The organism is Arthrobacter sp. PTI12 (assembly GCF_056679915.1).
Genome location: NZ_CM155256.1, coordinates 478,658 through 504,897, shown reverse-complemented (window position 1 = coordinate 504,897; position 26,240 = coordinate 478,658). Strand labels below are relative to the sequence as shown.

At 64.5% G+C, this 26,240-nt stretch carries 25 protein-coding genes; 7 read left to right on the top strand and 18 right to left on the bottom strand.

Annotated elements, in window-relative coordinates:
• Positions 1-14: 14 nt before the first annotated feature.
• From AC1MBU_RS02490 to AC1MBU_RS02480, 3 genes are read right to left on the bottom strand one after another with little or no spacing between them, the layout of a single operon-like run.
• Entirely contained in the window at positions 15-866 is an 852-nt protein-coding gene (locus AC1MBU_RS02490) for a carbohydrate ABC transporter permease (RefSeq protein WP_277359538.1), read from the bottom strand.
• A gap of 11 nt (positions 867-877) precedes the next feature.
• The gene (locus AC1MBU_RS02485) at positions 878-1,834 is read right to left on the bottom strand and encodes a carbohydrate ABC transporter permease (RefSeq protein WP_479788356.1); all 957 of its coding nucleotides are present in this window, start codon (positions 1,832-1,834) and stop codon (positions 878-880) included.
• A complete protein-coding gene (locus AC1MBU_RS02480) occupies positions 1,831-3,276 on the bottom strand; it encodes an extracellular solute-binding protein (RefSeq protein ID WP_277359536.1) in 1,446 nt (481 codons plus the stop codon). The genes AC1MBU_RS02485 and AC1MBU_RS02480 overlap by 4 nt, the downstream gene beginning before the upstream one ends.
• Before the next feature lie 220 nt (positions 3,277-3,496).
• Here AC1MBU_RS02480 and pgm point away from each other — a divergent pair, with 220 nt between their 5' ends.
• The 5 genes from pgm (at position 3,497) to AC1MBU_RS02455 (ending at position 9,567) form a co-directional block, all read left to right on the top strand.
• Positions 3,497-5,128 carry a phosphoglucomutase (alpha-D-glucose-1,6-bisphosphate-dependent) gene (gene pgm / locus AC1MBU_RS02475; RefSeq protein ID WP_479788353.1) on the top strand — a complete coding sequence of 544 codons (1,632 nt, stop codon included), beginning with the start codon at positions 3,497-3,499 and terminating at the stop codon, positions 5,126-5,128.
• Between the two features lie 67 nt (positions 5,129-5,195).
• Positions 5,196-6,524: a uracil-xanthine permease family protein gene (locus AC1MBU_RS02470; protein ID WP_479788351.1), complete on the top strand. Its 1,329-nt coding sequence runs from the start codon at positions 5,196-5,198 to the stop codon at positions 6,522-6,524.
• Positions 6,525-6,567: 43 nt separating this feature from the next.
• A complete protein-coding gene (locus tag AC1MBU_RS02465) occupies positions 6,568-7,260 on the top strand; it encodes an aspartate/glutamate racemase family protein (RefSeq protein ID WP_479788349.1) in 693 nt (230 codons plus the stop codon).
• 105 nt (positions 7,261-7,365) lie between these two features.
• The gene (locus tag AC1MBU_RS02460; RefSeq protein ID WP_479788347.1) at positions 7,366-8,523 is read left to right on the top strand and encodes a thermonuclease family protein; all 1,158 of its coding nucleotides are present in this window, start codon (positions 7,366-7,368) and stop codon (positions 8,521-8,523) included.
• 36 nt (positions 8,524-8,559) lie between these two features.
• Positions 8,560-9,567, top strand: coding sequence for a phosphotransferase (locus AC1MBU_RS02455; protein ID WP_479788345.1), 1,008 nt, complete (start codon positions 8,560-8,562; stop codon positions 9,565-9,567).
• Positions 9,568-9,572: 5 nt separating this feature from the next.
• Here AC1MBU_RS02455 and AC1MBU_RS02450 read toward each other — a convergent pair whose 3' ends face one another.
• The 9 genes from AC1MBU_RS02450 to AC1MBU_RS02410 all read right to left on the bottom strand — a co-directional run bounded on the left by AC1MBU_RS02450 (position 9,573) and on the right by AC1MBU_RS02410 (position 14,988).
• Positions 9,573-10,034 (bottom strand): MarR family winged helix-turn-helix transcriptional regulator, encoded by a 462-nt coding sequence (locus AC1MBU_RS02450; protein WP_277359725.1) that lies wholly within the window; start codon positions 10,032-10,034, stop codon positions 9,573-9,575.
• Positions 10,035-10,042: 8 nt separating this feature from the next.
• A complete protein-coding gene (locus AC1MBU_RS02445) occupies positions 10,043-10,261 on the bottom strand; it encodes a hypothetical protein (RefSeq protein ID WP_277359721.1) in 219 nt (72 codons plus the stop codon).
• A gap of 68 nt (positions 10,262-10,329) precedes the next feature.
• Positions 10,330-11,103, bottom strand: a complete 774-nt coding sequence (locus AC1MBU_RS02440) for a glycerophosphodiester phosphodiesterase family protein (RefSeq protein WP_277359720.1) — start codon at positions 11,101-11,103, stop codon at positions 10,330-10,332.
• Positions 11,104-11,109: 6 nt separating this feature from the next.
• Entirely contained in the window at positions 11,110-11,916 is an 807-nt protein-coding gene (locus tag AC1MBU_RS02435) for an HAD family hydrolase (protein ID WP_277359719.1), read from the bottom strand.
• A gap of 69 nt (positions 11,917-11,985) precedes the next feature.
• Positions 11,986-12,213, bottom strand: a complete 228-nt coding sequence (locus AC1MBU_RS02430) for a zinc-ribbon domain-containing protein (RefSeq protein WP_277359718.1) — start codon at positions 12,211-12,213, stop codon at positions 11,986-11,988.
• Between the two features lie 30 nt (positions 12,214-12,243).
• Positions 12,244-12,771 carry a YbhB/YbcL family Raf kinase inhibitor-like protein gene (locus AC1MBU_RS02425; RefSeq protein WP_277359717.1) on the bottom strand — a complete coding sequence of 176 codons (528 nt, stop codon included), beginning with the start codon at positions 12,769-12,771 and terminating at the stop codon, positions 12,244-12,246.
• Positions 12,768-13,697 carry a carbohydrate kinase family protein gene (locus tag AC1MBU_RS02420; RefSeq protein WP_277359716.1) on the bottom strand — a complete coding sequence of 310 codons (930 nt, stop codon included), beginning with the start codon at positions 13,695-13,697 and terminating at the stop codon, positions 12,768-12,770. Before AC1MBU_RS02420 ends, AC1MBU_RS02425 begins: the two co-directional genes overlap by 4 nt.
• A 16-nt stretch (positions 13,698-13,713) precedes the next feature.
• Positions 13,714-14,178, bottom strand: a complete 465-nt coding sequence (locus AC1MBU_RS02415; RefSeq protein WP_056545709.1) for a PGPGW domain-containing protein — start codon at positions 14,176-14,178, stop codon at positions 13,714-13,716.
• A gap of 54 nt (positions 14,179-14,232) precedes the next feature.
• Entirely contained in the window at positions 14,233-14,988 is a 756-nt protein-coding gene (locus AC1MBU_RS02410; RefSeq protein ID WP_277359724.1) for an alpha/beta hydrolase family protein, read from the bottom strand.
• Between the two features lie 175 nt (positions 14,989-15,163).
• On the opposite strand from AC1MBU_RS02410, the gene AC1MBU_RS02405 reads away from it, so the two are divergent.
• Entirely contained in the window at positions 15,164-16,252 is a 1,089-nt protein-coding gene (locus AC1MBU_RS02405; protein WP_277359715.1) for a GTP pyrophosphokinase, read from the top strand.
• Positions 16,253-16,259: 7 nt separating this feature from the next.
• Here AC1MBU_RS02405 and AC1MBU_RS02400 read toward each other — a convergent pair whose 3' ends face one another.
• From AC1MBU_RS02400 to AC1MBU_RS02380, 5 genes are all read right to left on the bottom strand, one after another.
• Positions 16,260-18,002, bottom strand: a complete 1,743-nt coding sequence (locus AC1MBU_RS02400) for a cytochrome b/b6 domain-containing protein (protein WP_479788337.1) — start codon at positions 18,000-18,002, stop codon at positions 16,260-16,262.
• Between the two features lie 3 nt (positions 18,003-18,005).
• Positions 18,006-18,992: an electron transfer flavoprotein subunit alpha/FixB family protein gene (locus AC1MBU_RS02395; protein ID WP_479788334.1), complete on the bottom strand. Its 987-nt coding sequence runs from the start codon at positions 18,990-18,992 to the stop codon at positions 18,006-18,008.
• Between the two features lie 9 nt (positions 18,993-19,001).
• Positions 19,002-19,778: an electron transfer flavoprotein subunit beta/FixA family protein gene (locus tag AC1MBU_RS02390; protein ID WP_479788332.1), complete on the bottom strand. Its 777-nt coding sequence runs from the start codon at positions 19,776-19,778 to the stop codon at positions 19,002-19,004.
• A 102-nt stretch (positions 19,779-19,880) separates the two neighbouring features.
• Positions 19,881-21,344, bottom strand: a complete 1,464-nt coding sequence (locus tag AC1MBU_RS02385) for a flotillin family protein (protein ID WP_056546691.1) — start codon at positions 21,342-21,344, stop codon at positions 19,881-19,883.
• Positions 21,345-21,460: 116 nt separating this feature from the next.
• Positions 21,461-23,134 (bottom strand): BCCT family transporter, encoded by a 1,674-nt coding sequence (locus tag AC1MBU_RS02380; protein WP_479788329.1) that lies wholly within the window; start codon positions 23,132-23,134, stop codon positions 21,461-21,463.
• Between the two features lie 52 nt (positions 23,135-23,186).
• On the opposite strand from AC1MBU_RS02380, the gene AC1MBU_RS02375 reads away from it, so the two are divergent.
• Positions 23,187-23,813, top strand: coding sequence for a cob(I)yrinic acid a,c-diamide adenosyltransferase (locus tag AC1MBU_RS02375; RefSeq protein WP_277358109.1), 627 nt, complete (start codon positions 23,187-23,189; stop codon positions 23,811-23,813).
• 44 nt (positions 23,814-23,857) lie between these two features.
• Here AC1MBU_RS02375 and AC1MBU_RS02370 read toward each other — a convergent pair whose 3' ends face one another.
• Positions 23,858-26,236, bottom strand: coding sequence for a phosphoketolase family protein (locus AC1MBU_RS02370; RefSeq protein ID WP_479788327.1), 2,379 nt, complete (start codon positions 26,234-26,236; stop codon positions 23,858-23,860).
• Positions 26,237-26,240 lie beyond the last annotated feature (4 nt).

The window sequence follows — 26,240 nt, the reverse complement described above, 5'->3', positions numbered from 1 at the left end:
TCGGTTGGTCGAAACTACTTGCTGGCGCCCGCGGTCAGGCCTTCACGGAGGGTCCGCTGGCCGAAGATGAAGACCACCAGGGCGGGGATCATCGACAGGATGACGCCGGCGAGGACCACGGAGATGCTTCCGGTACCGAGGTTGCCCTGCAGCGTAACCAAGCCCAGCGGGAGTGTGTAGTTCTCCTGCGAGATGGTGAGGATCAGTGGCCGGAAGAATTCGTTCCAGTGGAAGTTGAAGGCGAGGATGCCCACAATCGCCATGCCGGGGACCGCCAGCGGCGCATAGACCGAGCGGAACGTGCGCCAGGGGGAGGCGCCGTCGAGCGACGCCGCCTCCGCAAAGTCGTTCGGCAGGCCGAGGAAGTACTGGCGCATCAAAAACGTGCCGAACGCAGTAGGTATGGCGGGCAGGATCAGGGCAAGGAGCGTATCGGACAGGCCCATGCCGCGGATGAGCATGAAGACCGGGACGATCGTCACCTGCACCGGAACCATCATGGTGGCCAGCACCACCGAGAACAACGCGTTCTTGCCCTTGAAGCTCAACCGGGCGAAGGCGTAGCCGGCCAGCGCCGCCGTTGCCATCTGTCCCACGGCGATCAGGAGGGTCACCAGTGCGCTGTTGACCACCAGGAGCACCATGTTGACCTGCTGGAACACCTGGACGTAGGAGGAGAAGTCTGGGTTGAGCGGCAGGAACTGGGGCGGAAGGTTGAACGATTCCGACGGCGTACGAAGCGACGTCGACAGGGTCCACAGGACGGGACCGAGCGTCAGTGCCGCTGCCACCAGGAGGACCAGGATCCGCACGGCTGTGCCGGCGCGCGGCATGCGGGTCTTGCGGGTTGCGGTAAGGGTGCTCATTCTCGGGTTCCTCACTGGTAGAAGACGAATCGGCGGCTGAGCCGGAACTGAAGGGCGGTGATGGCCATGATGAGCATCATGAGCACCAGCCCGATCGCGGAGGCTCGCCCGAACTCGAGGCGTTGGAAGGCCGATTCGAAGATGACCATTACCGCCGTCCGGGTGCTGTCCCCGGGCCCGCCACGCGTCAGGACGTAGGGCTGGTCGAAGACCTGCAGGGCACTGATGATCGCCATGACGGAAGCCACCAGCACGGTGGGGCTCAACAGCGGCAGCGTGACATTGACGAACTGCCGCCAGCCGGTGGCACCGTCCAGCGCGGAGGCCTCAAGGAGTTCTTTCGGGATGGATGCCAGCCCACCGATGAAGAGCAGGAAGGAGAACCCGAAGTTCTGCCACACATACACCAGCACGACGACGGCGGCAGCCCCGCCTGATGTGGTCAGCCACGGCACCGCCGGGATGCCGATCAATGAGAGAAGCCAGTTCACGACGCCGAACTGCTCATTGAATAGGTATCCCATGAAGATCGAGACCGAGGCGGCCGAGAGGATCAGCGGGAAGAAGAAGGCCGAGCGGAAAAATACCCGCAGCCAGTTGGGCATCCGCCCTTGGATTGCTACGGCGAGCGCCATCGAGATCCCGAGCTGCAGGGTTACCGCCACCACCACGAAGACGATGGTGTTGAGGAACGAGACCCTGACGGTGGGATCGCTGACGATGTCCGCGAAGTTGCTGAACCCGACAAACTCCGGAGCGGAGATGATGTCCCAACGGAAGAAGGCCAGGAGGATCGACCCGAGGATGGGCACGATGGTGAAGATCGCCATACCGATCACCGTGGGCGCCAGAAAGAGCGGCGCGATGAGTCGCTCGGACAGGGAGCGCTGCCTCCGGGTGGTGGGGTGGGTGCGGGCGGAGGATGCCGCCGTCGTCGTTGGTGGGGTTTTGAGTGTTGGAGTGCTCATGGTGTGCTCCTGAGTGCCAGTTCGAGGTCACGCTGCAGGCTCCCCATGGCCGAGCGCACCTGGGCGGATGAGCCGCTGACGGCAACCGAGACGTTCTTCATGAGGGCGGTTTCCACGGCTGCCTGCTGTGGCGGGGCGGGGATGGGGCCAGAGGTCGGGAAGCGGTCGAGGGTGTCGTAGAAGACCTTCCAGTGCTCGGGTCCGGTGGCGGAGTAGAGCGACTGATTCACCATGGAGCGCCGGGTGGGCGTGGTGTTCGGGGTGGGGAACGCCAGCTCCATGGCCGGTTTGGATGCGCAGAACTTCACCCATTCCCAGGCGGCGTCCTTGTCCTTGGCAGTGCGCATGATGGCGTAGCCTGCAGCGCCGAACTGGTGGCGCTGGGTGCGCCAGCGTGGGAAGAACTGCACGTCGAAGTCGTCGGCGCCCATGCCTGCCTCGTGCAGTCCCTGCACCCAGTAGCCGCCGGCAGGAGTTGCGCCGATGCGGCTGCTTGCAAAAAGACCGACGAGGGCGTTGCCGCCGCCTCCCTCGGGCCTCACGCCAAGGCCTTCGGCTACGAGTTCGCGCAAATAGTCGAACGTTTCGACGACGCGCGGGTCCTCGGCATTAGGTGCTTCCCAGAGGTAGCCGCCGCTGCGCTGCGCCCGGGTCGGATCACTCGCGTAGAACCGGTCCCAGAACCAGTTCCCGCCGGCGGCCTTTTCCTCGGTGAGGAAACTCGTGTCATTGGCGTAGAGCCACGGGACCACGCCGCCAAACAGCCGGTTGGTCCAGTAGTACGGGGTGAAGTTGCCCTCGGTCGAAGACTTCATCGCACGCATGGTTGCTGTGAAGTCCTCGTGGGTCCAGTCATCCGCCGGCCGGTCAAGCCCTGCACGCTGAAGGGCGCTGGTATTCAGGTACATGTTGGCGGCGTTCCAGTCCAGCGGCAGCTGGTACAGGCTGCCGCGGTACATGAACGCCTCAATGAGGCTCGGGTGGACGTCCTGGAAGTACTCCTGGATCTCCGCGGCATCCCGCGTCACGTATGCATCCAACGGCTCAGCAAGCTTCTCAGCGAACAACTGGGCGCCCTCGGTGGCGACGTAAACGACGTCGGGTGGATCTCCGGCAGCGACCATAGTGAGGATCTTGGAGAAGAAGTCACGCCAGTCGGCTCCCTGAATCGCTTGAATGCGGACCGGGATATCCGGGTGGAGGCTGGTGAATTCATCGACCAGCGCCTGGCGTGCAGCTGCATCGGCGGCAGTACCGAGAATTGCCACATTGAGGGCGGTGCTGTTGCGGCCCGGGATATCGGCTCCTGTGAGCCGGGGCCAGGCACCGACTGTGGCTCCCACTGCGCCAATGCCGAGAGCACCAAGGAGGGTGCGGCGGGATAGATCCCCGGCTCTGGCGCGGAGTGGGTTGCCCTTATCGGGAAAGTGCGTAGACCTCATCGTCAATCCTTTCTAACACGTGTCAGGAATCATATGACGGTCATCTAACACGTGTCAAGGGTCACATCCCTGCATCGAATGGGCGCTGAGGACGGGTTGTGCAGAAGTGAAAGGTCGCCAGCGCCCACTCGATGTCATCCGGGAGCGAAGTGCGCACCCGGCGTACAAAATGTGTAGTCATTTCCGCTGACTGCATGGGGGTAGTGGCATGCTTGGTCCCATGGCTAATCGAGCAGGCACCGTTGCCCAATCCAGCGACCTTGTTGATGTAAGCGCACTTCTGGACGCGTACTTCGATTCCACCCCGGATCTCTCCGAACCCGCGCAGCGCGTTGCGTTCGGGACCTCCGGCCACCGCGGATCGTCGCTGAAGTCGTCCTTCAACGAAGGGCACATCGCCGCGATCACGCAGGCAATCGTCGAATACCGGGCCGGCCAGGGCATCACCGGACCGCTTTTCATGGGTAAGGACACGCACGCCCTCTCCGAGCCGGCGCAGAACACGGCGCTCGAGGTCCTCGCCGCCAACAATGTCGCCGTGCGGATCGACGCCCGTGGCGCCTACACCCCTACTCCGGCCCTCTCGCACGCCATTCTTGGCTACAACGGGTCGCGGACAGACCAATCGGACGGCATCGTGATCACGCCGTCGCACAATCCGCCGGCCGACGGCGGCTTCAAGTACAACCCGCCCCACGGCGGCCCTGCCGACTCGGACGCCACCAACTGGATTGCAGCCCGCGCCAACGAGTTGCTCGAGAACGGCCTCCGGGACGTAAAGCGGATCCCTACAGCGCAGGCGCAGCAGGCGGATTCCGTCAGCACCTATGATTTCCTGCAGCATTACGTCGAAGACCTTCCCAACGTGCTCAATCTCGAGGCGATCCGCAGCGCCGGCGTGCAGATCGGCGCTGATCCGATGGGCGGCGCGTCAGTGGATTACTGGGGAGCCATTGCCGAGCGGCACAACCTCGACCTGACGGTGGTGAACCCCTCCGTTGATCCGCAGTGGGCGTTCATGACCCTGGACTGGGACGAAAAAATCCGCATGGACTGCTCCTCCCCCTACGCCATGGCGTCCCTGATCAAGCGGGCCGGGGACTTTGATATTTCCACCGGAAACGACGCCGACGCCGACCGACACGGCATAGTCACCCCGGATTCCGGCCTGATGAATCCGAACCACTACCTCGCCGTCGCCATCGATTATCTGTACCGGAACCGTCCCCAGTGGCGCTCGGATGCGATGGTCGGCAAGACCCTCGTGTCGTCGTCGATCATTGACCGGGTGGCCGCGGACCTCGGCCGGGTCCTCGAAGAGGTTCCCGTCGGCTTCAAGTGGTTCGTGCCGGGCCTGCTCTCCGGTGAGGTGGCGTTCGGCGGAGAGGAATCTGCCGGGGCATCCTTCCTCCGCCACGACGGATCACCCTGGAGCACTGACAAGGACGGCATTCTCCTTGCACTGCTCGCCTCCGAAATCACCGCCGTCTCAGGACGCACGCCGTCGCAGCACTACGACGGTCTGACCCAACGGTTTGGGGCACCGGTGTACGCGCGGATCGATGCTGCTGCCACACGTGAGCAGAAGTCGGCACTGGGCAAGCTGTCCCCGTCTGACGTCACAGCCACCACGCTGGCGGGCGAAGACATCACTGCACGCCTCACCGAAGCGCCCGGCAACGGTGCACCGATCGGCGGCCTGAAGGTCACCACCGAGAACGCGTGGTTTGCGGCCCGCCCGTCCGGAACTGAGGACGTCTACAAAATCTACGCCGAGTCGTTCCTTGGTGAAGATCACCTGAGGCGCGTGCAGGAGGAAGCCAAGGCCCTGGTCGATGGCGTAATCGCCTAACCTCACGGGAGTCTGTGTCGCGTAAGATTTCCTCCAGATCCCCACCATCTCTGGAAGGCACACAGCCATGCGCAGACTCGGAATGAACTGGACGCTGCACGGCGACGGGCGGAACGTCCAGCCGGGTCGGTTCGTCGCCCCCGATGAGAGGCTGAGCTGGCCACGGACCGTCGGCATCGGTGCGCAGCACGTGGTTGCGATGTTCGGCGCCACCTTCCTGGTGCCGCTGCTGACCGGCTTCCCGCCGTCCACCACGCTGCTTTTCTCCGGTCTCGGCACACTGCTCTTCCTGGTCATCACTGCCGGACGCGTACCCAGCTACCTTGGCTCGAGCTTCGCTTTCATCGCGCCGATCGCAGCGGCGCAGAGCCAGCACGGCCCCGCCGGAGCACTGGGCGGCGTCGTTTTGGCTGGCGCCGTGCTGGCACTCATCGGGTTGGTGGTGCACTGGGCCGGCGCGCGGTGGATCCAGCTGCTGATGCCGCCGATAGTGACCGGTGCAATCGTTGCCCTGATCGGCCTGAACCTTGCGCCGACCGCCAAGGCGAGCTTTGAACAGGCGCCGCTCACCGCGCTGGTCACGGTAATTTCGATCCTCCTCGTGACGGTCCTTTTCAAGGGGATTCTCGGCCGGCTGTCCATCCTCATCGGCGTCCTCGTCGGCTACCTCGTGGCGGTACTGCGCGGAGAGGTGGACTTTGCCGCCATCAACGACGCTGCGTGGTTCGGCCTGCCGCCTTTCATGGCTCCCGAATTCCACCTTTCAGTCATCGGACTGTTTGTCCCGGTGGTCCTGGTCCTGGTGGCTGAGAACATCGGCCACGTGAAGTCCGTGGCCGCGATGACCGACCGCGACCTTGACCCCATCACGGGGCGTGCCCTCATGGCGGACGGGCTGGCCACCGTCCTGGCCGGTTCAGGTGGCGGCTCCGGCACCACGACGTACGCCGAGAACATCGGGGTTATGGCCGCCTCACGCGTGTACTCCACTGCCGCGTACTGGGTAGCCGGAGTCATCGCCGTGCTGCTGAGCCTCTTCCCCAAGTTCGGTGCGCTCATCGCAACGGTTCCGGCGGGAGTACTGGGAGGTGCCGGCGTCGTTCTCTATGGCATGATCGGCATCCTCGGCGTGCGGATCTGGGTGCAGAACCGGGTCGATTTTTCGAACCCGATCAACCTCTCGACGGCGGGCGTGGCGCTCGTAGTGGGCATCGCGGACTTCACGTGGACGATCGGCGACCTGACCTTCGCAGGCATTGCCCTGGGCACGGCGGCTACCCTCATCATCTTCCATGGCATGAGCGGGATTGCCCGTATCCGCGGGAGCGAGCACATTGCCGGGCCGGAGGAGCTTGAGGCGGAAGACCACGGCAGCCGCCCTTCCAAGCTGGGGTAGGCAGGCCCTCACGCCAAAGCGCGCGGACTGTCATGATGAGACCATGTTGCGTATTGGCTTGCTCGGTGGCATGAGCTGGGAAAGCACCGCCGAGTACTACCGCCTTATCAACGAAATGGTGCGGGACCGTCTGGGAGGCCTCCACTCAGCGGACTGCCTCCTCAGATCCGTCGACTTCGCACCCATCGAGGAGCTCCAGGTCAAGGGCCTATGGGAGGAAGCCGGCACAGCGCTGGCCGCTGCCGCCGTCGAGCTTGAACGAGGCGGAGCCGAGCTTCTCGTACTCTGCACCAACACCATGCACAAAGTGGCCCCTGCCATTGAGCGGGCCGTCAGCATCCCTTTCATCAACGTCATCGACGCGACTGCACGCGCGGTAACGGCAAGGGGCACGACGACGGTGGGCCTGCTGGGGACGGCCTTCACGATGGAGCAGGATTTTTATCGCGACGGGCTGGCCGCGCATGGCCTGGAAATGCTTACTCCCAACCCCGAAGACCGCGCGATTGTCCACCGGGTCATCTACGAGGAACTGTGCCTTGGGGTCATCTCGGTCGATTCCCGGAAGGAATACCAGCGCATCATCGCCGGGCTTGCGTCGCGCGGTGCGGAGGGAGTGATCCTCGGCTGCACCGAGATAGAGCTGCTGATTTCGCAGGATGATGCGGACATTGCCCTCTTCCCGACGACGTCGATACACGCGCAGGCGGCAGTGGACGCTGCCCTGGCCGGCTGAGGGTTCGCAGAGCCGGCGATCCCTTCATCTCGCGGATTCCAGGGCTGGTCCATGGCCGTACAATTCAGGGACTCGTACTTGAATCTTGGACAAAATGGGGGAACCGTGTTCACACCGGTTATCAGAAAGTGGTGCGCCCTTGGCGTCGCCATCGGCGCGCTGTCCGTCACAGCCTGCAGTCCATCTGCTGATGCCACGACCGGTCAGGTAGTCCGCGTTGTTGACGGCGACACAGTGATTGTGAAGATTGCCGACGTCGACACGAGAGTCCGCCTGCTCAACATCGATACGCCCGAAACCAGGCACCCCGACAAGGCGGTGGAATGCTTCGGTCCGGAGGCGACGGCCTTCCTTGCGGAGACGCTGCCCGCAGGCACTGAAGTGGGACTGGACTTCGACGTCGAACGTGTTGATCAGTACGGCAGGACCCTTGCCGCAGTATTCCTGGAGGACCGCACTCTGGTGAACGCCGAGATCGCACGCCAAGGCCTAGGTTCAGCGGTCATCTTCGAACCAAATGAAAAGTACTATGACGCCGTCAAAATCGCCCAGGAGGAAGCCCAGCAAGCGGAACTCGGGGTATTCAGCGTTGACGCCGCATGCACCCTTCCTGCAGAAGTCACTGCCGCTGTCGATTCGCTGGCCGCCGTTGTGAAGCAGCCCGTTGCCTCCACCTCCGGCGCGGCGGCAGCCGGTGCGGCCGCCGTGGCGGGTGCTCTGGCGACGGCCGAGGCACTCCATGCGGCGCTCGAAGCGGGCGAGGACTCCATCCGCTGGGCTGCCCTGGGAACCGCAGGCGCCGCCACGCTGAGTGCCGAGCTCATGACATCCATCGACTCGGGACGGGCAACGCTGGCCACGCTGGAGCAGGAAACCACCCGGCTCAAGGCGGCGGAAGACGAGGCAGCGAGACAGGCCGCTGAAGCGGTGAAGCGTGAAGCGGCGAAGCGTGAAGCGGAGCGGGTGGCAGCCGAAGCCGAAGCACGTCGCCTTGTTGCCGAAGAAGCAGCAGCAGCGGCCGCACAAGCTGAGACTGCGCGCCTGGCCGCCGAGGCAGCGGCTGCGGCTGAAGCTGAGAGGATCCGGAATCTTCCGGCTCCGTATGTACCTCCGGCTCCCGCGCCGTACGTCCCGCCGACACCGGCTCCCTACGTCCCGCCGGCACCGGCACCAGCGCCGCCGGCCGAGCAGAATCCGTATCCCGGCTACAACGGACCACGCTGCTACGCACCGGGAGGCAAGACCTGGAAACCGTGCCCGTAAGGCACGCCGAACCGGCGAGGATGACACAATAATCCGGTGAACTCCCCCACGCCCCACCCGGTCGAGCTGTGGAAAAGCGCTGCCTGGAAGTCCCAGGTGGAGTCCTGGGTGTCGCAGGTCCTCGCTACGTTCAACATTGAACAGACCGGCCCGGTGAGCGAGCCGAGGATCCGGTTCTGGTCAGTGCTGCTGACCATCCCCACGGACCACGGGAAGCTCTGGTTCAAGGAGAACAATCCCGGACAGTTCCAGGAGGCATCCATTGTGGCGGCTCTGGCGGAGATCGCCCCGGACCGCGTTGTCACTCCGCTGGCCATCGAGCCGACCAGGGGCTGGCTGATCTCCCCGGACCACGGAGCCACGCTCGCCACTCTCGCATCGACGGACTACGCGCTGTGGGCGCGCGTGGTCGCCGATTTCGCTGAGCTGCAGCAGCAGACGGCCCAGCACGGGCAACGGTTGACCGATGCGGGACTGGCTTCGCTGGATCCAGCAATCGCAGGCAACTTCGTCAGCAACCAGCTCCTCCTCCACGCAGGGCTGCCCGAGGAGCACCCGCTGCATTTGAACGCGGAGCAGGCGGACAGCATCTACGCCAGCGTTCCTGCGATCGAGAGCGCCGCGGCACAGCTGAACACCCTCGGCGTACCGCTGTCACTGGAGCACAACGACCTCCACCCGAACAACGCCTTCATCCCGGGCTCAAGCACGGATCCGCTACGGTTCTTCGACTTCGGCGACTCGTACTGGGCGCATCCGTTCAGCTCGCTCTACGTTCCCCTTGGCGTGATGAAGGAGAACTGGGAAACCGGGTACGACGACGCCCGCATTCGGCGCGTATTCAGCGCCTACCTTGAGCGGTGGACCAGCTACGCGCCGCTCCCTGAGCTGCGGAAGGCGCTGGAGCCCGCGCTGCAGCTGGGCCGGCTGAACAGGTATGCCTCCTGGCTGCGGCTGCTGATCCACGCCGACGATGAATCGATGCTCACCTACGGTCCGCACGCCCTGCAGTACCTGCGAACGATCACCGACCCGGTTCTTTAGAACCCTCAGGCGCCCTGCGCCGCGGCGATCACTTCGCCCATCATCCGGTTCAGGTCCTCGGCCTGCTCTCGGGACAAGCCGAGCTTTTCCATCATTGTGCCCGGCACGGACAGCGCCCGCTTGCGCAACGAACGCCCCTCGACGGTCAGCCCGACAGCGAGGGCGCGCTCATTGCCGACCACCCGTTCCCTCGTCACAAGTCCGTTGGCTTCCAGGCGCTTCAACATTGGTGAAAGCGTTGCCGGTTCCATGGCGAGCGCGTCGCTGATTTCACGGACGGTCCGCGGGCTGTGCTCCCACAGGGCGAGCATGACGAGGTACTGCGGATGGGTGAGGTTGAGCTCCTCCAGCACGGGCCGGTACGCACCGATGACGCTTCGTGAGGCAACCGACAGGGCGAAGCACAACTGCCGTTCAAGAAGCAGGTCGTTGTCCTGGGACGGTTCCCGCGAAGACAACCGCACCATCGAATCGGTCACTTGTCCCCATCCTCGCGCTTCACCAGGTACGTGGAGCCGTCAGCGTTCCGGACAACGTCCCACTGCTGCAACTCCTGTTGGCGTTGCTGGTGTGCTGCGCCGTCCGCGTACTTGACCGGGCCCTCCAGCCCACCCTGGTCAGCAGGCCCGAAGAACATTCTCAACTTGCCCGTAGCCTTCATGAACCGTTGCGACAACGGCTTCCTGTCCGCCATTCCTGAGCCTCTCTCGCCGTGGACAGCAACTGCCCACAAAGAAGCATAGCGAGCTAATTGTTAGTGCCCTAATTAACGCGCGGCCAGTGTCCCCGCCCGCGCATCACCGCGGCCAACATATCCGCACGGTCCGACACCAGGCCGCTGACCCCGAGGTCCAGCAAGGCCTCCATTTCCGGCCGCTCATTGATGGTCCACACGTGGACCGGTATCCCCGCAGCCGCACAGCGTCGAACAAAGCCGGCGGTGACCACCGGGATGCCGCGGTAGTGCCGGGGGACCTGCAGGCAATCGACCCGTGCCAGCCGCGCGGCCCGCCCGGCGAGTCCCAGCGGCGACACCACCTTGAGGAGTGCGTTTACTGCCATTCCTGCGGACGACGCCGTTGGCCGGCTCAGTCGGCGAAGAACCCTCAGACGACGCCGGTCGGAGAATGATGCGACCAGCACGCGGTCATGCGCGCCCGCCTGCTCGACCACATCCACAAATGGCTGCACCGAGGCGTCATCCTTGATGTCTACGTTCAGCCGCGCGTCCGGCCACCGCTCAAGCACCTCGGCCAGCGTGGGGATCGGTTCAACGCCGCGAACCCGCACGGAACTCAACTCCGCCAGGGAGTGATCCGCGAGGAGGCCCACACCGTCGGTCACACGCTCAAGGCGCTCATCGTGGAAAACCATGACGACGCCGTCGCTCGTGGTGCGCACGTCGATCTCCAGATAGCGGAAACCGAGCTCCAGAGCCGCCTCCATCGCGATCAGCGTGTTCTCAAGGCCCTCCGGCGAGAAGCCACGGTGGGAGAGCGCAAGTGGACCGTCGGAATCAAAGTACGGCTTGGCCACGGCGGCTCAGGCCGACTTCAGCGCGGCCAGCCGCTCCTCGAGGACCTGGGCCACGCCGTCGTCGTCGAAGGCTGGTGCGCGAAGATTCGCGGCAGAGAGCGCGTCGGGGTGACCGGAGGCCATGGCGTAACCGTGGCCGGCCCAGCCCAGCATCTGGATGTCGTTCGGCATATCACCGAAAGCGATGACATCCCCCTGATCGACGCCGAGCTGCGCCGCGTACCTGGCAAGCGTGACTGACTTGTTGATCCCAGGAACGCTCATCTCAAGAAGCGGGACGCTGGGCGCCGAGTGTGTGGTGGCGACAAGGTGTTCAACTGCCGGGCCCACGCCGTGCAGGAATTCGTCAGGCGTGATGTCCCGTTCCCGGGCGAGGAACTTGATGACACCCGAGCCGTCAAGTGACTCCCGAAGAGGCCGTGGCTCGGCGGCGCCGAGCAGCTCAACGGAGCCCGGATCCGCAAACCCCGGTTCGATGAGGAAACTGTCCACCGTTTCGGCAGCGAACCGCACCGCCGGGTAGAGCTTCCGGATGATGTCCTGGGCTTCGAAAATGCTCTCACCGTCAAGGAGGTGTGAATCGAGGACTTCCTCGCGTCCAAGATCATAGGTCAGCGCTCCATTGGAGCAGATGACGGTCCCCTTGAAACCAAGATCCCGCAGTGGCTGAAGCCAACGCGGCGGGCGCCCGGTCACGAAAACCACCTCGATGCCGGCATCCAGGCATGCTTCAAACGCGCGAACGGTCCGCTCCGAAATCCGGCCGTCGTGGCCGACGATCGTGCCGTCCATGTCGCTGGCAACCAAACGCATGCGCAAACTCCTAGCCTGGGTAAGTATCCAGCCTACCCAAGAAGCCAGCCTCACCGATGCGCGGTGAACCTAGGCGAGCGCGTTCTTCTCGCTCTTCGACAGCTCGGCCGTGACGCCACAGTAGGCGCAGGTCCGCAGGTACCGACGGCGGGTAGTGAAGAGCGGGATGAAGAACAGCGTGAACTTCGAAGCCCGTTCATCAACCCGCTGGGAAGCGTGCTGGCCGCAGTTGGGGCACACCGCCTGCCTGCGGAACAGTTCCTTCACGGCGGTCTTGAATCCAAACAGAATCAGCATGCCGGGCCTCCCTGTAAATCGTGTGCGAATCTACTGTTCGTAGGTGCCAACGATACGCGCGCGCCCAAGGGTGTGGGAGAAGAGATTGAAGCCGAGGTAGGCATTCGAGGCCTCTGCCGGGATGTCCAGCTGCTCCACATCCACCGCGTGCACCACCACGTGATAGTGGTGCACACCGTGTCCCGCCGGAGGTGCCGCCCCCACAAAACCAGGGAAGCCGCCGTCGTTCTTCAACTGCACGGCACCCTCAGGCAGGCCGGCGCCGTCTTCGGTACCGGCGCCGGCAGGCAGCGACGTGGTGCCCACAGGAATGTTGAACACGGCCCAGTGCCAGAATCCGCTGGCGGTGGGAGCGTCTGGATCATAAACCGTGACGGCGAAGCTTTGAGTTTCCTCAGGGAATCCGCTCCAGCTCAGCTGCGGTGACACATCATGCCCGCCTGCACCCATTCGACCCGACGCCTGCAGCGCATCGAGGGGCTGGTAGTCGGCGATATCACTGCTGGTCAGCTCGAACGATGGAACTTCTGGAAGGTCTGCGTAAGGATCGCGGGTCATGCGTACACTCCTTGTGCTCTAAGTTCAGCTCTGGTGGGCGGATTGGCGCCGGCACGTGACACGGTTACTGCCGCAGCGGCGGCGGCGAAGGCGAGGACGCCCTGCATCTGCTCAACGGACAGGGCGCGCAACTCATTCCGCCGCTGCCCGCCGTCCAGTTCCCGGTCCACCAGGGCGCTGAGCAACGCCGCCATGAAGGAGTCACCTGCGCCGACAGTGTCCACCACGGAAGTTGCCGGCGCCGGAACCTCACACTCCCCGCGGTCCACAACCGCCCACGGCCCCTTGGAACCACGCGTGACTACGACGACGGCGGGGCCCAGTTCCAGCCACCGGCGCGCCGATTCCCGGTGGTCCTGTTCCGGATACAACCACTCGAGATCCTCGTCCGACGCCTTGACCACGTCTGCGAGCGCGACAAACTTCTCAGCCTGCGCCCGCGCGTAGTCGGCGTCCGTGATGATGGTCGGCCGGCAGTTCGGGTCGTAACTGACGGTTGCGAGAGGCCGCGCATGCTGGATCGCTGCCAATACATCGTGCGCTCCGGGAGCCAGCATCGATGCGATGGAGCCGGTGTGGACCAGGGTGGTTCCGTTAAACAGGTCTTCCTGGGCGGCGAGGTCAGGTAATTCCCAGGAGAGGTTGAAGGTGTAGGTCGCTCCCCCTGCGGGATCGAGTCTCGCTGATGCCACGCTGGTCGGGTAGGAGTCCGCGGGCAGCGGCACAAGCACTGAATTGTCGGCAAGGTGCTGGTGGATGCGGCGGCCGAACTCGTCATCCCCGAATCGGCCCAAAAACTGCGCCGAATGCCCCAGGCGCGCCAGCCCCACAGCCACGTTGAGCGGGCTGCCACCAACGTGCGCACGCGGAGGTGCGGTGTCGCTGAGAACTTCGTCGATGAGGGCTTCGCCGATTACTGTGAGCACCGTCCCAACCTAGCATTTACGATGCAGCCGGTTGTCGGCGCGGACGCCTTCGAAAGCGACGGATGCTGTAGACAAGCAGCGTAAGCGCAATGATGGCGGAGAGCACGAGGCTCAGCCCGGCACCCCAGCCGCCGAAGAGCCACCAGTCATCGTTGAACGGCCACCATCCGGGAGCGGGAGGCTGGAGCATCCAAAGGATTCCCAGCGCCATGAAGCCGAAAGCGCTCACCGCACTGACCGCTATCCGCGGCCAGGTCTTCACACCGATCCGCGCGGCTTTGTAGGCCTGCTTCTTGATGGGGTGCAGCTTGCGCTCAGCCCACTCATACTGCTGGGACAGGACAGCAAGCCCGCCGACCAGCATCAGGAGACCCGGACCCGGCAACACCAACGCAGCTAATCCGAGCACCACCAGGGTCCAGCCGAGAATTTCCAGGCCGGTGCGGTGGGCAGCCCGGTGGAACCGGGATCGCGCGCTCATTGGTGCAGGATCCCACACTTCCCTGAATTCCCCATTAACGGTTCCCTACCGCAGCTATCCGAGACGCTCAACGGCTGCGATCACCTGCAGCCAGGCGTCCGTGCCGGGGGTGATCATCGCGAAGTGGTCTCCGGGAATCTGCACCAGTTCAGCCGTCCCACCTGCGGCCAGAGCCGCAGCGACATACGACTCCGACTGGGTGAGCGGGACGGTTGTGTCATTCTCCCCGTGGAGGGCCAGCACCGGCACCGAAAGCGGAATCGCCGTCATGGGATCAGCGAGGCGGTACTTCTTCCCGTCGCGTTCACCCAGGAAGTCCTGCACAGCTCCGTTGCCCAGCCGCTCCTCGTGGGCACGCTGCAGGTTCAGCACACCGGACTGACTCACGACGCCGGTGATCGGCACCGCTGGCGCCCCGCCTCCCGGCGCATCCTCCGGCAGCAAGAACCGCCCGGCTGCCCACACCGCAAGGTGACCGCCCGCGGAGTGACCGAGCGCCGTCGTCGTGCTGGTGTCCAGGCTGTGCTCTTGCGCCGCGGAGGCGATCAGGTCGATTCCCGCAGCGACGTCCTCGAAGGTCTGCGGCCAGCCGCCGCCGTTGCCGACGCGCCGGTACTCGAGGTTCCAGCATGCATAACCGCGTGAGGCGAGGTCCTCGGCGAGCGGTACCCCAAGCTCGAGGGTGTACCGGCTGCGCCAGAATCCACCGTGAATAATGACGACGACACCGGGCCTCGGTTGTCCCTGCGGGAGGTAAAGCTCGGCGAACTGCTGCGCATCGTTGCCATAGGTGTAGCGCTGGGGTGCCATGGCTTCCTTGCTCGTTGTCCTGTCCGCAGGTTCCGCGGAGGGCTTCGGTTTGCAGCCGGCGAGTGCTGCCGCGCCCAGCGCAGCAGCAGCTGCAGCCCCACTGAGGACTGCGCGTCGTGGGAGGCCGGTCACTTTCACCAGCGTAGCCGCTGTCAGTGCAGGGTGTTTAGATGGGTTGGTGAGTGCATGGGATGAGTTGGATGAGAGGCTGCGGCCGGCCGTCGAGGAAAGTGTCCGCGAGTATGAGCGCGTCCGGCCGGCGCTTGAGGCTGTCACAGCCGATTCTCGCGAGAGGATCGAGAACATTTTCGTCGGCACGGAACTCCGGCCGCTCTTCGTCACGGCACGTACCAAAACCATCGAGTCCTTCCGGGACAAGGCCTCAAGGATGCTCGCTGACAGTGATGGACCGCCCAGCCTGGTCTTCCCCGACCCGCTGCGGAACCTGACGGACCTCGTGGGCGTCCGCGTCATCACCACGCTTCCCCATGAGGTTGATACCGCAGCCAACCTGATCAAGCGCCAGCGCAACGAGTTTGACTGCCGTGGTGACCGCGAAAAGGACATTGGTTCCATTGAATCCGGCACTTACGGCTATTCCAGCCGGCACCTGATCCTGCGGACCATCCAGAACGACGCCGTCCGCGCCTACCAGCAGCTGCTCGGTTCCGATTCAGGCAGCTATCTGTTCGAGACCCAGATCCGCACCGTTCTGGCGCACGCCTGGTCGGAGATCGAGCATGACATCCGGTTCAAATCCTTCAATCCGAAGGCGTGGAGCCCCTACTTCGACCGGCAGTTCACCGCCACGGCAGCCATGCTTGAGAGCGTCGAATCAACGTTTGCGGACCTGCATTCGCGTTACCAGAAGGTCACCGGTTTCTGGGAGCCCGAGGGTGAGGGCGGTGTCGAACTCACACCGGACCGCATCCGCGAGGTGTGGCAGACCCTGCTGCCGCACGTGGACCGCAAGTCTGATGATGACTGGCGCTGGGCGGCCGAGCTGCTGGCCGCCCACGGGCTGACCACGACGACGGCCCTCGCCTCCCTGCTGCAGGCGGACACCATCACGTCGGTTCGGCGGGCGCTCGATCACCGCTATTCGCCGGGTCCCGACCGCCTGCTCGACGACGTTCTGCTCTGGAACTACGGCGAGCGGCATATCGAGCTGACGGCGGATCCCTCGTCCGAGACCGGGGCATCCCGCCGCGACAGCCTCGTCCGGCGGTTCCGCCAGATCCGCACGTTCCGCTCGCGCTCCTAACGCCGGCTCAGCGGGAGCTGACTTTTCCGAACAGTCCCGCGACGGGTGCCAGCACAATGGGCCGCGCTGCAATCCAGGCGCCGATGACCAGCAGCAGCGACACTAAGAAAATCCAGAAGCCGGCCCAGTTCACCGCATCCTGACCGCCATACATGTGGTTGAGGTTGCGCAGTGCGCCGGTCGCGAATACGAGCGCCACGTGGCCGATGATGAAGACCACGAAGTAGAGCATCACCGGGAAGTGGACGGCACGTGCCCACTCCAACGGGTAGGCCCTGTTCAGCGCTTTGGCATCCTTGGGCCAGATTCCCGACATGCGTGCCCCGCTGATGGCTGCCAACGGTGCGGCGATGAAAATGGTGACGAAGTACGCGAGCATCTGAAGGCTGTTGTAGTTCACCCAGCCGTTCTCCGTGGGCCAGTCCAGCGAAACGTACTGGATGAAAGCCGACAGTGCGTTCGGGAAGACCTCCCAGGTGGTGGGCACCAGCCGCGCCCAGTGGCCGGTGACAAAAAGCAGCACCACAAAGACCACACCATTCAGGAGCCACAGGATATCGAGCGCCTGATGGAACCACAGGTTGATGCTGATCTTTCCGTCGCCGCCCTTCGACCATCTCGGCGTCCAATACCCCGGCGGCCGCGTCTGACTGCGGACCTGCAGGCCGGAGCGGATGATGAGGACGATCAGGAAGAAGTTGAAGAAGTGCTGCCACTGCACCCACGCGGGGAAGCCCTGCTCGGTGCCGGCAGGCAGGGGCGTCTCACCCGGGTACGCCTGCAGGAAGTCCTGCATGAAGCCGAGCGTGACAAGCCAGCGCGTGAAGAACACGGCGGCCAGCGCGACCACCAGGAGTCCCAGCGCGCCGAGAAGCAGCTTGGTTGTGCGGCTGCGTGGCTTCCTGGCTTTCGCCTCCTCGGCGGGCCCCGGTTCCATTGCTGCCCGCGCTGGAGCCTCGGTCTCCTGCTGAGCTGGAGCCTCCTCCGGTGCGGAAACTTCCGCATGCTTGCGGGGAGCTTCGCTGCTGGCTGGTTGGCTCGCTGCGACGACTGGGTTCTCCGCGGCGACCGGGCTCTCCGGGGCGGCATCCGACGCAACGACGACGGCGGTCTCTGGCGGCCAGGCTTCGCCACCCGTCACGCGGGGCAGTCCCCGACGCAGCAGGCGCGTGTTCCCGGCCGCTACCGGCGCCGCTGGGGCAGGACCTGCCGCGTTTGCGGGGGCAGGATCGGAAACTGCGGCTTGCGATAGCGGCTGGTCGGTGGGGGCCGCCGTTGTGGGCTTTGCTGCCTCTTCTACGGGCTTCCCTACCGAGGCGGGGGCGGATAGGGCCTCTTCCGTGTTGGGGGCTCCAGAAACGGATTGAGTTGCTGCCGGTGTGTCACCGGCCGGCGGCCATGGCTCTCCCCCAACAACCCGGGGAAGCCCCCGCCGGATCCCGCGGGCAGCGGGCTGCGCCGCTGGTTCCGCCTGTGCCGCTGGTTCCGCCTGCACTGCTGGTTCCGCCTGCACTGCTGGAGCGGCCACCTCGGCAGGAGGGGTCGCGGTCGCTTCAACCGGCGAGACCGTCGTCGTTGCGTCAGCAGCGGTGCCGATGGCGGTCGGGACGGCAGCGTCAGACGGCTCCGCAGGAGTGTCCGGGGCGCCGACGTCGTGCAGGTCAGCGGGCGCGGCGCCCGCCGGCGGCCACGCTTCCCCACCGCTCTGTCGCGGCAGTCCCCGCCGCATCGTGCGACTGTACGTCGCCATGCCCTACTCCTTCCGCGCCGAAAGCGACGCGATCAGCTGCGGCACCACGTCGAAGAGGTCACCGACGACGCCGAAATCGGCGATCTCGAAGATCGGCGCGTCAGGGTCCTTGTTGATCGCGACAATCGTCTTGGCGGTCTGCATGCCTGCCCGGTGCTGGATGGCACCCGAGACGCCCAACGCCACATACAGCTGAGGCGAGACGGAGATTCCGGTCTGGCCAACCTGGTAGCTGTTTGGAACCCACCCGGCGTCCACCGCCGCACGCGATGCGCCGACAGCAGCGCCGAGCACGTCCGCCAACTGGTCAACGAGGGCAAACTGCTCCTGCGAGGTCAGGCCACGGCCGCCCGCTACAACCTTGGCGGCGCCACGCAGCTCGGGGCGGGTCGAAACCACCGCCTGCTCCTCGAACGACTCGATGGACGCTGCGGGAGCGCCGGAGGGTGGAACGTCGAGCGGTGCAACTTCTGGGCTGGCGGCCTCAGCGCGGACATCGATTGATCCCTCGCGCACGGTGATCACCGGCGCACCGAAGGTGGGTGCGCAGTCCACGTTGTAGGCACCGCCGTAGACGGAGTGGTGGGCGACGATCCCCTCATCATCGCGCGAAACTCCCACGGCATCGATGGCAAGCGCAGAGCGCGTTCTGGCCGCAAACCGTCCGGCCACATCCCGGCCGCTGACGGAGTTGGAGATCAGCACGGCGTCCGGCCGCACCAGGTCCGCAGCGGCGGCAAGTGCATCGACGGCTGGAACAGCCAACAGTGAATCCGCCCCCTCTGGTTCAGCAGTCAGCACATGCTTTGCTCCGAGGGAGGCCGCGTCCTGGGTCGCGTTGGCCGCTGCACCAGGCGCGCGTACCAACAGCGCGACCGGCGTACCCACCAGGGAGGCCGCGCCGAGCAGTCCGGCTGCGCTCTTGGCCAGCCCTCCCGAAGGCGTGGTTTCGACAAGGACGAGGATGGAGTCTTCCGGGAATGTGGTCATGGTCATTCCTTAGGCCAGTCGGTTCTGAATCAGGAACTCCGCAAGCTTCTCGCCGGCGTCGCCCTCGTCCACGATCTTTGTTCCGGCCGAACGCGCGGGCCGCTCTGATACGGCAAGCATGATGGACCGGGGAGTCTCCAGCCCTTCCGGGTCAATCTCCAGATCGGCGGCCGTCAGGGTCTCAACGGGCTTCTTCTTGGCCGCCATGATGCCCTTGAAGTTGGGGAACCGGCCCGCAGGGAAACGTTCGGTGATGGAGATGACCGCGGGCAGCGGGGCTGCGACCGTCATGACCCCGCCGTCGGTTTCCCGTGTTCCGCTCACCCGATCGCCGGAGATGTCAACGGTGGTGAGGGCGCTTGCGTACGGCACTCCGAGCAATTCGGCGATCATGGCGGGGAGCACCCCGCCGTAACCGTCGGTGGAGAGGTTTCCGGCAATGACGAGATCGAAACCGGTACGGCGGATTGCAGCCGCCAGCACATCAGCTGTGAGCCCGAGATCCGCGCCGGCAAGACTCTCATCCGCGATGTGGACAAGCTTGCCCGCACCCATGGCGAGAGCCTTGCGGAGCGTTGCCGTCGCTGTTTCAGGGGCCATGGAGACAACGGTGATCTCGGCATCCTCCAATGAAGCCGCCTGCGTCAGCGCCAGCTCAAGGGCACGCTCGCCGATCTCATCGAGCACAGCCTCGCTCGCGCCCCGCTCCGCAAGTCCCGTCTCGAGATTGAGCTTGCGTTCGCCGTAGGTGTCCGGCACCTCTTTCATCAGAACGATGATCCTCATTGACCCTCCTATGGTTCTGACGATTTCCCCACAGCACCTGAACCAACTCAGTGAAGGAGCGTTAACCGAAAACCGTCTGCACCGAGAATACCGCGAGAAACCCTAGGGATGAATGTCGGATGATCCGGCGGCCGGCGCCTTGGTGCCGTTGCTGCCCCAGTTGCGGAGCATCTCGACGGCGTCAAGTCCCGTGGTGTCCTTCAACAGCTGGAAAGTCTGCTGCAGGCCGCCGCTGACGTTCTTGCTGAGCTGGCTCGCACCGTCGGTGGAGATCACTGTCATGTTGTCGATCGATGACATGGGCGCAGCAATCTCGCGTGCCACGAGCGGCAGCATCTCCATGACCTTGTTCAGGACAGCAGCTTCGTTGAACTGCTCGTAGGCGCGGGCCTGAGCCTCGATACCCTGCGCTTCTGCAATGCCCTTCTGACGGACGACGTCCGCTTCCGCCTCGCCGCGGACCTTGATGATCTCTGCCTCCGCCGAACCGTTGGCACGGGTGACTGCGGCCGCAGCGTTACCCCGCGCCGTATTTGCGGCGGCCTCTGCCTCCGCGGCAACCCTGTCGCCCTCGGCCGTCAGCCGGCGCTTGGACAGCAGGACTTCCGCCTCGACCTGGTCGGCCTCCGACTGGCGCTTGCGCTGCTCGAGTTTGGCGGCCGCTTCCTGCTCCACGCGGTACTTGTCTGCGTCCGCAGGCTTGCGGATCTCGATATCCAGCTCGCGTTCGCGCAGCTCTGCCTGGCGGGAGGTCACCTGCTGCTCCTTGAGCAGGATCGCCTCCTTCTGCTCTGCTGCGGCAAGGGGGCCGGCGGCATCTGCCTGCGCCTGGCGCGCGTCCGCAACTTCCTTGAGCTCCGCACGCCGGATGGCGAGGCGCTGCTCGGCGAGCGCAACCTGTTCGTCGGCAACAGCTTTGGCCTGCGCGGCTTCCTGAGCCGCATTGGCTTCGGCGATCTTCGCGAGCTTCTCCGCGAGAGCGGCCTCAGGGCGGCCCAGGTTCCGCAGGTAGTCGGAGCTGTCTGCCACGGACTGGATCTGGAAGGTGTCGATCACCAGGCCCTGGTTGTGCATGGAGTGCTCGGCTTCTTCCTTGACGCTCTTTGCGAAGGAAGCCCTGTCCTTGATGATGGAGTCGACGCTCAACGTGCCGACGATCGAACGCAGCGAACCGGAGAGGGTCTCCTGCGTGTAGTGGTCAATCTGGTCCTGCTGGTTCAGGAAGCGCTGGGCTGCGCGACGTACGGCTTCTTCATCCCCACCGACCTTGATCTGTGCCACGCCGGTCAGATGCAGGGCGATGCCGTTCTTCGAAATGCCCTCGATCTGCAGGGTGACCTGGCGCGACGCCAGCGAAATCGAGAAAGCCCGCTGGCTGAACGGGTTGATGAAGGTCCGGCCGAACACCACCCGCTGACTTTCCTGGCTGCCCTTGCCGGTGATGATGAGCGCTTCCGCCGGGCTTGCGATTCGCAAAGCCATCCGAGCGATAACCGCGGCGATCAACGCCAGAACAAGTACGACGCCGGCAATCACCCCGAGCGTGATCAACAGACCAATATCCACGACTTCCCCCATATATAAGACGTATCCGAACGCGCGATGTGAGCACGCCACATCGGACGCTACACCAAAGAACCGCCCCTGCCATCAGCAATTCGGATTATCCACAGCACAAAGTGCTACGCGTCGTCGTCGTCGTTTCTGGAAGTAGAGGCCGGTTCACGGAAGGGAACCGTGGACGGGACAGTCGCGGCGCCGCGTACGGGACCCGATGTCCGCTGACGAAGCGGGTCGCGGCGCAGGTCCACGTAGAGCGAGACGCAGAGCCCGATGATGATGAGAACGAAGGGCGTTGCCGCGAGAATAGTGAACGTTTGCAGGGCCTGAAGGCCGCCGACGAACAGCAGCACCGCGGCCACCGCACCGGTGAGCACCGCCCACAGGATGACCAGCGGCTTCCACGGCTCGGCTCGCCCGTAGCTGGAGAGGGTTCCGAGAACCAGCGCACCGGCGTCGGCTCCGCTGATGAAGAAGACCGCCGTGAGCACCATGACAACCAGCGCAGCTCCGATGAAGAACGGATACTCCTGCAGTGCGGTGAAGAAGCCTGCCGCCTCGTTTCCGCTGCCCGCGATGTCCACTCCGCCGAGCTGCAGGTTCAGGCCGGCGCCACCGAAGACAGAGAACCACACCACACTGACGGCGGTGGGAACGAGCAGGACGCCAAGGACAAACTCGCGCACTGTCCGCCCGCGGGAGATTTTCGCGATGAAGGTGCCCACGAAAGGGGTCCAGGAGATCCACCAGGCCCAGTAGAAGATGGTCCAGCTGGAGAGCCATTCAGTGCCGCCGAAGACCGCCGAATGGAAGCTCATCGGCACGAGATTTGAAAGATAGGCCCCGATGGATGCCGGTATCAGGTCAAGGATGAAGACGGTCGGGCCCACCACAAAGACAAAGAGCAGAAGCACTGCGGCGAGCACCATGTTGGTGTTGCTCAGCCACTTGATTCCTTTGGAGATACCGCTGGCAGCGGAGATGACGACGCAGACCGTGAGGACGCAGATGATCAGGATCGGGAGGCTCGCCCCGGGGTCATCAGAGAACTCTCCCGTGGTCAAAAGGGAAAGACCGGCAGCGATCTGCAGGGCTCCGAGGCCGAGGGAGGTCGCTGAACCGAACTTGGTGCAGATGATCGCGAGGATGTCGATGGGCTTGCCCCAGCCCTTCTTCTCGATGCGCTCCTTGCCGAAGATCGACTGAAACGGGGAACTCATGAGGTTGCCGCGGCCCATGCGGTACGTGGAGTACGCCAGCGCCAGTCCCACGACGGAATAGATCGCCCAGGGATGGAGGCCCCAGTGGAAGAACGTGTAGGCCATGGCCTGGTTGGCGGCCTCCGGCGTTCCCGCTGCCGCGTCCACGAAGGGCGGCGGAGAAGCGAGGTGGGTCACCGGTTCATAGACCCCGAAGAACATGAGCCCGATTCCCATGCCGGCACTGAACATCATTGCCACCCAGGAGATGGTCGAGTACTCCGTCCCCTCGCCTTCCTGGGACAACGGAATGCTTCCGTACTTTCCGAAGGCCAGAACAAGGGAAAACACAACAAACCCGGTGGCGCCGAGGATGAACAACCAGCCGAAGTTTCCGGTGATCCAGCCCAGCGCGGCGCCGGTGGAGTCGCTGACCGCCGTGGTGAACAGGACGCCCAGCACGCAGACCACCACGATGATGCTGAAGGAGATCGCGAAGACGGTCTTGTCAACGGTGGCCCAGCCTCTGGCCGGGGCGGCGCTGTTGGTCCCGCCGATTCTTTCCTCCAGGGAATCCTCGGACGAATCCGTAGCCATGCGATCTCCTCAGTCGTGGAATGCAGAAACCGACGCTAAGTATACTTACCGAATGGTTGAGGAAGCGAAGAATTATCCCACGGACGGTCACTTCTACACGGGCGAGGGAGACACCGGTTTCACGGACTTCGGCGGGCACGGCAACTGCTCCAAGAATGACAGCCGCGTTGTTGCCCACGCGGAGTGTGATGAGGCAAATGCAGCGGTGAGCGTGGCGATTGCCGCCGGGGGTCTCCCTACGGACGTTTCCGCCACCCTGGTGAGTGTGCAGAACGACCTCTTCGACGTGGCCACTGACCTCGCGGCTCCCCTGAACGCCGGGAAGCAGCCTCAGGCCCGCATGGTTCCTGGCCATGTTGAACGGCTGGAGCGCGCCATTGACCACTTCGCCGAGGAGGCCGGTGACCTCAGCGGCATGGTTCTTCCGGGCGGAACGCTGTCCGGGGCGCTGCTGTACCAGGCGCGTGGCATTGTCCGCCGTGCGGAGCGGGCCGTCTGGGCCGCCGTCGAGGAATATCCCGGTGTGGTGAATCCGGTCAACGGCCGGTATCTCAACCGGCTGTCCGCGTTGCTTTTTGTGCTGGCGCGGAACGCCAACCTGGAGCACGGCGACATCACCTGGGTTCCTGAGGCGTCGGTGCGTGTGCCGGCAGAGGAAGAGGCACCCGCAGCCGAGTAAGTCCGGCGCCGCTCGTGCGCCGCTGATCTCCCGTGCGCCGCGTCTTACGTGGCGTCGTCGGGTGAAGCCTCCTCCAGCATCCAGCCGGTCACCGCATCAATGTCCTTGCCGAAATCACGCGTGTACTGCCAGGCCCGCTGCCGCTCGTCCTGCAGGTGCTGCCGCAGCCCCGCCTGCGTGGAGCGAAGCGACGGCACCCGGTCGATCACGTCCATCGCAAGCTGGTACCGGTCAATCTGGTTCAGCATCGCCATGTCGAAGGGCGTGGTGGTGGTCCCCTCCTCCTTGTAACCGCGCACATGGATGTTGTCGTGATTGGTGCGCCGATACGTGAGCCGGTGGATCAGCCACGGGTAGCCGTGGTAGGCGAAGATGACGGGACGGTCCAGCGTGAAGAGAGTGTCGAAATCCCGAGCGGGTAACCCATGTGGATGCCCGGACTCGTCCTGAAGGCGCATCAGGTCCACCACGTTCACCACCCGCACTTTCAGTGCCGGCAGCGCGTCCTTCAGCAGCCGTGCGGCCGCCACCACCTCTACCGTCGGCACATCTCCTGCACACCCCAGTACGACGTCGGGATCCTCCCCGCCGCGCGGATCCTCGCTTCCGGCGAAGTCCCAGACCCCGATACCCCGCTCGACGTGCAGGCGCGCCTCCTCCGGGCCAAGCCAGGTCATGGTGGGCTGCTTGCCCGTAACGATCACGTTTACCCTGTCCCGCGTCTGGAGGCAGTGCTCGGTGACGGCCAGCATGGTGTTGGCGTCCGGCGGAAGGTAGACACGGATGACGTCCGCTTTCTTGTTGACCACATGATCAATGAACCCGGGATCCTGGTGCGAGAACCCGTTGTGGTCCTGCTGCCAGACGTGGCTGGACAACATGTAGTTCAGCGACGCGATCGGCTGCCGCCACGGCAGGTCCTGATGCACCTTCAACCATTTTGCATGCTGGTTGAACATCGAGTCGACAATGTGCACAAACGCTTCGTAGCAGTTGAACACCCCGTGCCGCCCGGTCAGGAGGTAGCCCTCGAGCCAGCCCTGGCACAGGTGCTCGCTGAGGACCTCAAGAACGCGGCCGGACCGCGCCAGGTGCTCGTCGACGTCGTCAATCCGTTGCTGCCATGCCTTGTCGGTGACCTCGTAGACGTCCTGCAGACGGTTCGAGGCCGTTTCATCCGGCCCGAAAAGCCGGAAGTTTTCGGGATTCAACTGGATGATGTCCCGCAGATAGCCGCCGGCGGTGAGCATGGGGCTCACCTTTTCCAGGCCCGGTTTATCGACGACGACGGCGTGGTCCCCGTAGGCAGGCAGCTTGAGGTCCTGCAGTAGCCTGCCGCCGTTGGCGTACGGCGTGGCGCTCATGCGCAGGTCCCCCGGAGGTGCCTGAGCGGCTACCTCATTCCTCAGCGTCCCGTCCTCCGCGAAAAGCTCCTCGGGGCGGTAGGAGCGCATCCATTCCTCGAGCTGGTGAAGGTGCGCGTCGTCGTCGTGAACTCCTGACAACGGAACTTGATGCGCCCGCCAGGTGCCCTCGACCTGCTTGCCGTCCACAGTGGCCGGTCCTGTCCAGCCCTTCGGCGAGCGCAGCACAATCATGGGCCACGGCGCGTAGTCTGCTCCGGCGCGCGGCTCCTGACGTGCCGAAGCCTGCACTTCCCTGATCCCCGCCAGGCAGGTATCGAGCGCCGCGGCAAAATCCTGGTGCGCCTGCTCGGTCGCGTGGGGATCGGTAACGGTGACGAAGTGCGGCTTGTAGCCATAGCCGCGCATCAACTGCTCCAGCTGGGCCTCCGGCATCCGGGACAACACCGTCGGGTTCGCGATCTTGTAGCCGTTCAGGTGCAGGATCGGCAGCACCGCGCCGTCGTGCTTCGCGTCAAGGAAACTGTTTGAGTGCCAGCTGGCCGCCAACGGTCCGGTCTCTGCCTCGCCGTCGCCAATGACGCAGGCGGCAATCAGGTCCGGGTTGTCGAAGACCGCGCCGTAAGCGTGCGCCAGCGAATAACCCAATTCGCCGCCCTCATTGATGGATCCCGGCGTTTCGGGAGCGGCGTGGGATGGGATGCCGCCGGGATAGCTGAACTGTTTGAAGAGCTCCTTCAGGCCCGCCTCATCCCGGCCGACGTGGCTGTAGGTTTCCGTGTAGGTACCCTCGAGCCAGGCGTTGGCAACGTTCGCAGGGCCGCCGTGCCCCGGCCCGGTGATGAAGAGCATCTCCTGCCCGTGGTCGCTGATCACGCGGTTCAGGTGCGCGTAGATGAAGTTGAGGCCGGGCGTGGTTCCCCAATGGCCAAGCAGGCGCTCCTTCACGTCCTCACGGCGCAGCGGCCGGCGCAGGAGCGGGTTGTCCCGCAGGTAGATCTGACCGACGGACAGGTAATTGGCGGCCCGCCACCAGGCGTCCAGCTCATCAATCTGCATTGTT

What these genes read in the sequence shown, in the direction of transcription:
- AC1MBU_RS02375 (WP_277358109.1), top strand. Translation starts at nt 23,187, where the DNA reads ATGGTTGAGGAAGCGAAGAATTATCCCACGGACGGTCACTTCTACACG.
- AC1MBU_RS02410 (WP_277359724.1), bottom strand. Translation starts at nt 14,988, where the DNA reads ATGGCACCCCAGCGCTACACCTATGGCAACGATGCGCAGCAGTTCGCC.
- pgm (WP_479788353.1), top strand. Translation starts at nt 3,497, where the DNA reads ATGGCTAATCGAGCAGGCACCGTTGCCCAATCCAGCGACCTTGTTGAT.
- AC1MBU_RS02485 (WP_479788356.1), bottom strand. Translation starts at nt 1,834, where the DNA reads ATGAGCACTCCAACACTCAAAACCCCACCAACGACGACGGCGGCATCC.
- AC1MBU_RS02435 (WP_277359719.1), bottom strand. Translation starts at nt 11,916, where the DNA reads ATGCGTTTGGTTGCCAGCGACATGGACGGCACGATCGTCGGCCACGAC.
- AC1MBU_RS02415 (WP_056545709.1), bottom strand. Translation starts at nt 14,178, where the DNA reads ATGAGCGCGCGATCCCGGTTCCACCGGGCTGCCCACCGCACCGGCCTG.
- AC1MBU_RS02390 (WP_479788332.1), bottom strand. Translation starts at nt 19,778, where the DNA reads ATGAGGATCATCGTTCTGATGAAAGAGGTGCCGGACACCTACGGCGAA.
- AC1MBU_RS02395 (WP_479788334.1), bottom strand. Translation starts at nt 18,992, where the DNA reads ATGACCACATTCCCGGAAGACTCCATCCTCGTCCTTGTCGAAACCACG.
- AC1MBU_RS02445 (WP_277359721.1), bottom strand. Translation starts at nt 10,261, where the DNA reads ATGGCGGACAGGAAGCCGTTGTCGCAACGGTTCATGAAGGCTACGGGC.
- AC1MBU_RS02490 (WP_277359538.1), bottom strand. Translation starts at nt 866, where the DNA reads ATGAGCACCCTTACCGCAACCCGCAAGACCCGCATGCCGCGCGCCGGC.
- AC1MBU_RS02465 (WP_479788349.1), top strand. Translation starts at nt 6,568, where the DNA reads ATGTTGCGTATTGGCTTGCTCGGTGGCATGAGCTGGGAAAGCACCGCC.
- AC1MBU_RS02470 (WP_479788351.1), top strand. Translation starts at nt 5,196, where the DNA reads ATGCGCAGACTCGGAATGAACTGGACGCTGCACGGCGACGGGCGGAAC.
- AC1MBU_RS02430 (WP_277359718.1), bottom strand. Translation starts at nt 12,213, where the DNA reads ATGCTGATTCTGTTTGGATTCAAGACCGCCGTGAAGGAACTGTTCCGC.
- AC1MBU_RS02450 (WP_277359725.1), bottom strand. Translation starts at nt 10,034, where the DNA reads ATGGTGCGGTTGTCTTCGCGGGAACCGTCCCAGGACAACGACCTGCTT.
- AC1MBU_RS02480 (WP_277359536.1), bottom strand. Translation starts at nt 3,276, where the DNA reads ATGAGGTCTACGCACTTTCCCGATAAGGGCAACCCACTCCGCGCCAGA.
- AC1MBU_RS02425 (WP_277359717.1), bottom strand. Translation starts at nt 12,771, where the DNA reads ATGACCCGCGATCCTTACGCAGACCTTCCAGAAGTTCCATCGTTCGAG.
- AC1MBU_RS02370 (WP_479788327.1), bottom strand. Translation starts at nt 26,236, where the DNA reads ATGCAGATTGATGAGCTGGACGCCTGGTGGCGGGCCGCCAATTACCTG.
- AC1MBU_RS02380 (WP_479788329.1), bottom strand. Translation starts at nt 23,134, where the DNA reads ATGGCTACGGATTCGTCCGAGGATTCCCTGGAGGAAAGAATCGGCGGG.
- AC1MBU_RS02400 (WP_479788337.1), bottom strand. Translation starts at nt 18,002, where the DNA reads ATGGCGACGTACAGTCGCACGATGCGGCGGGGACTGCCGCGACAGAGC.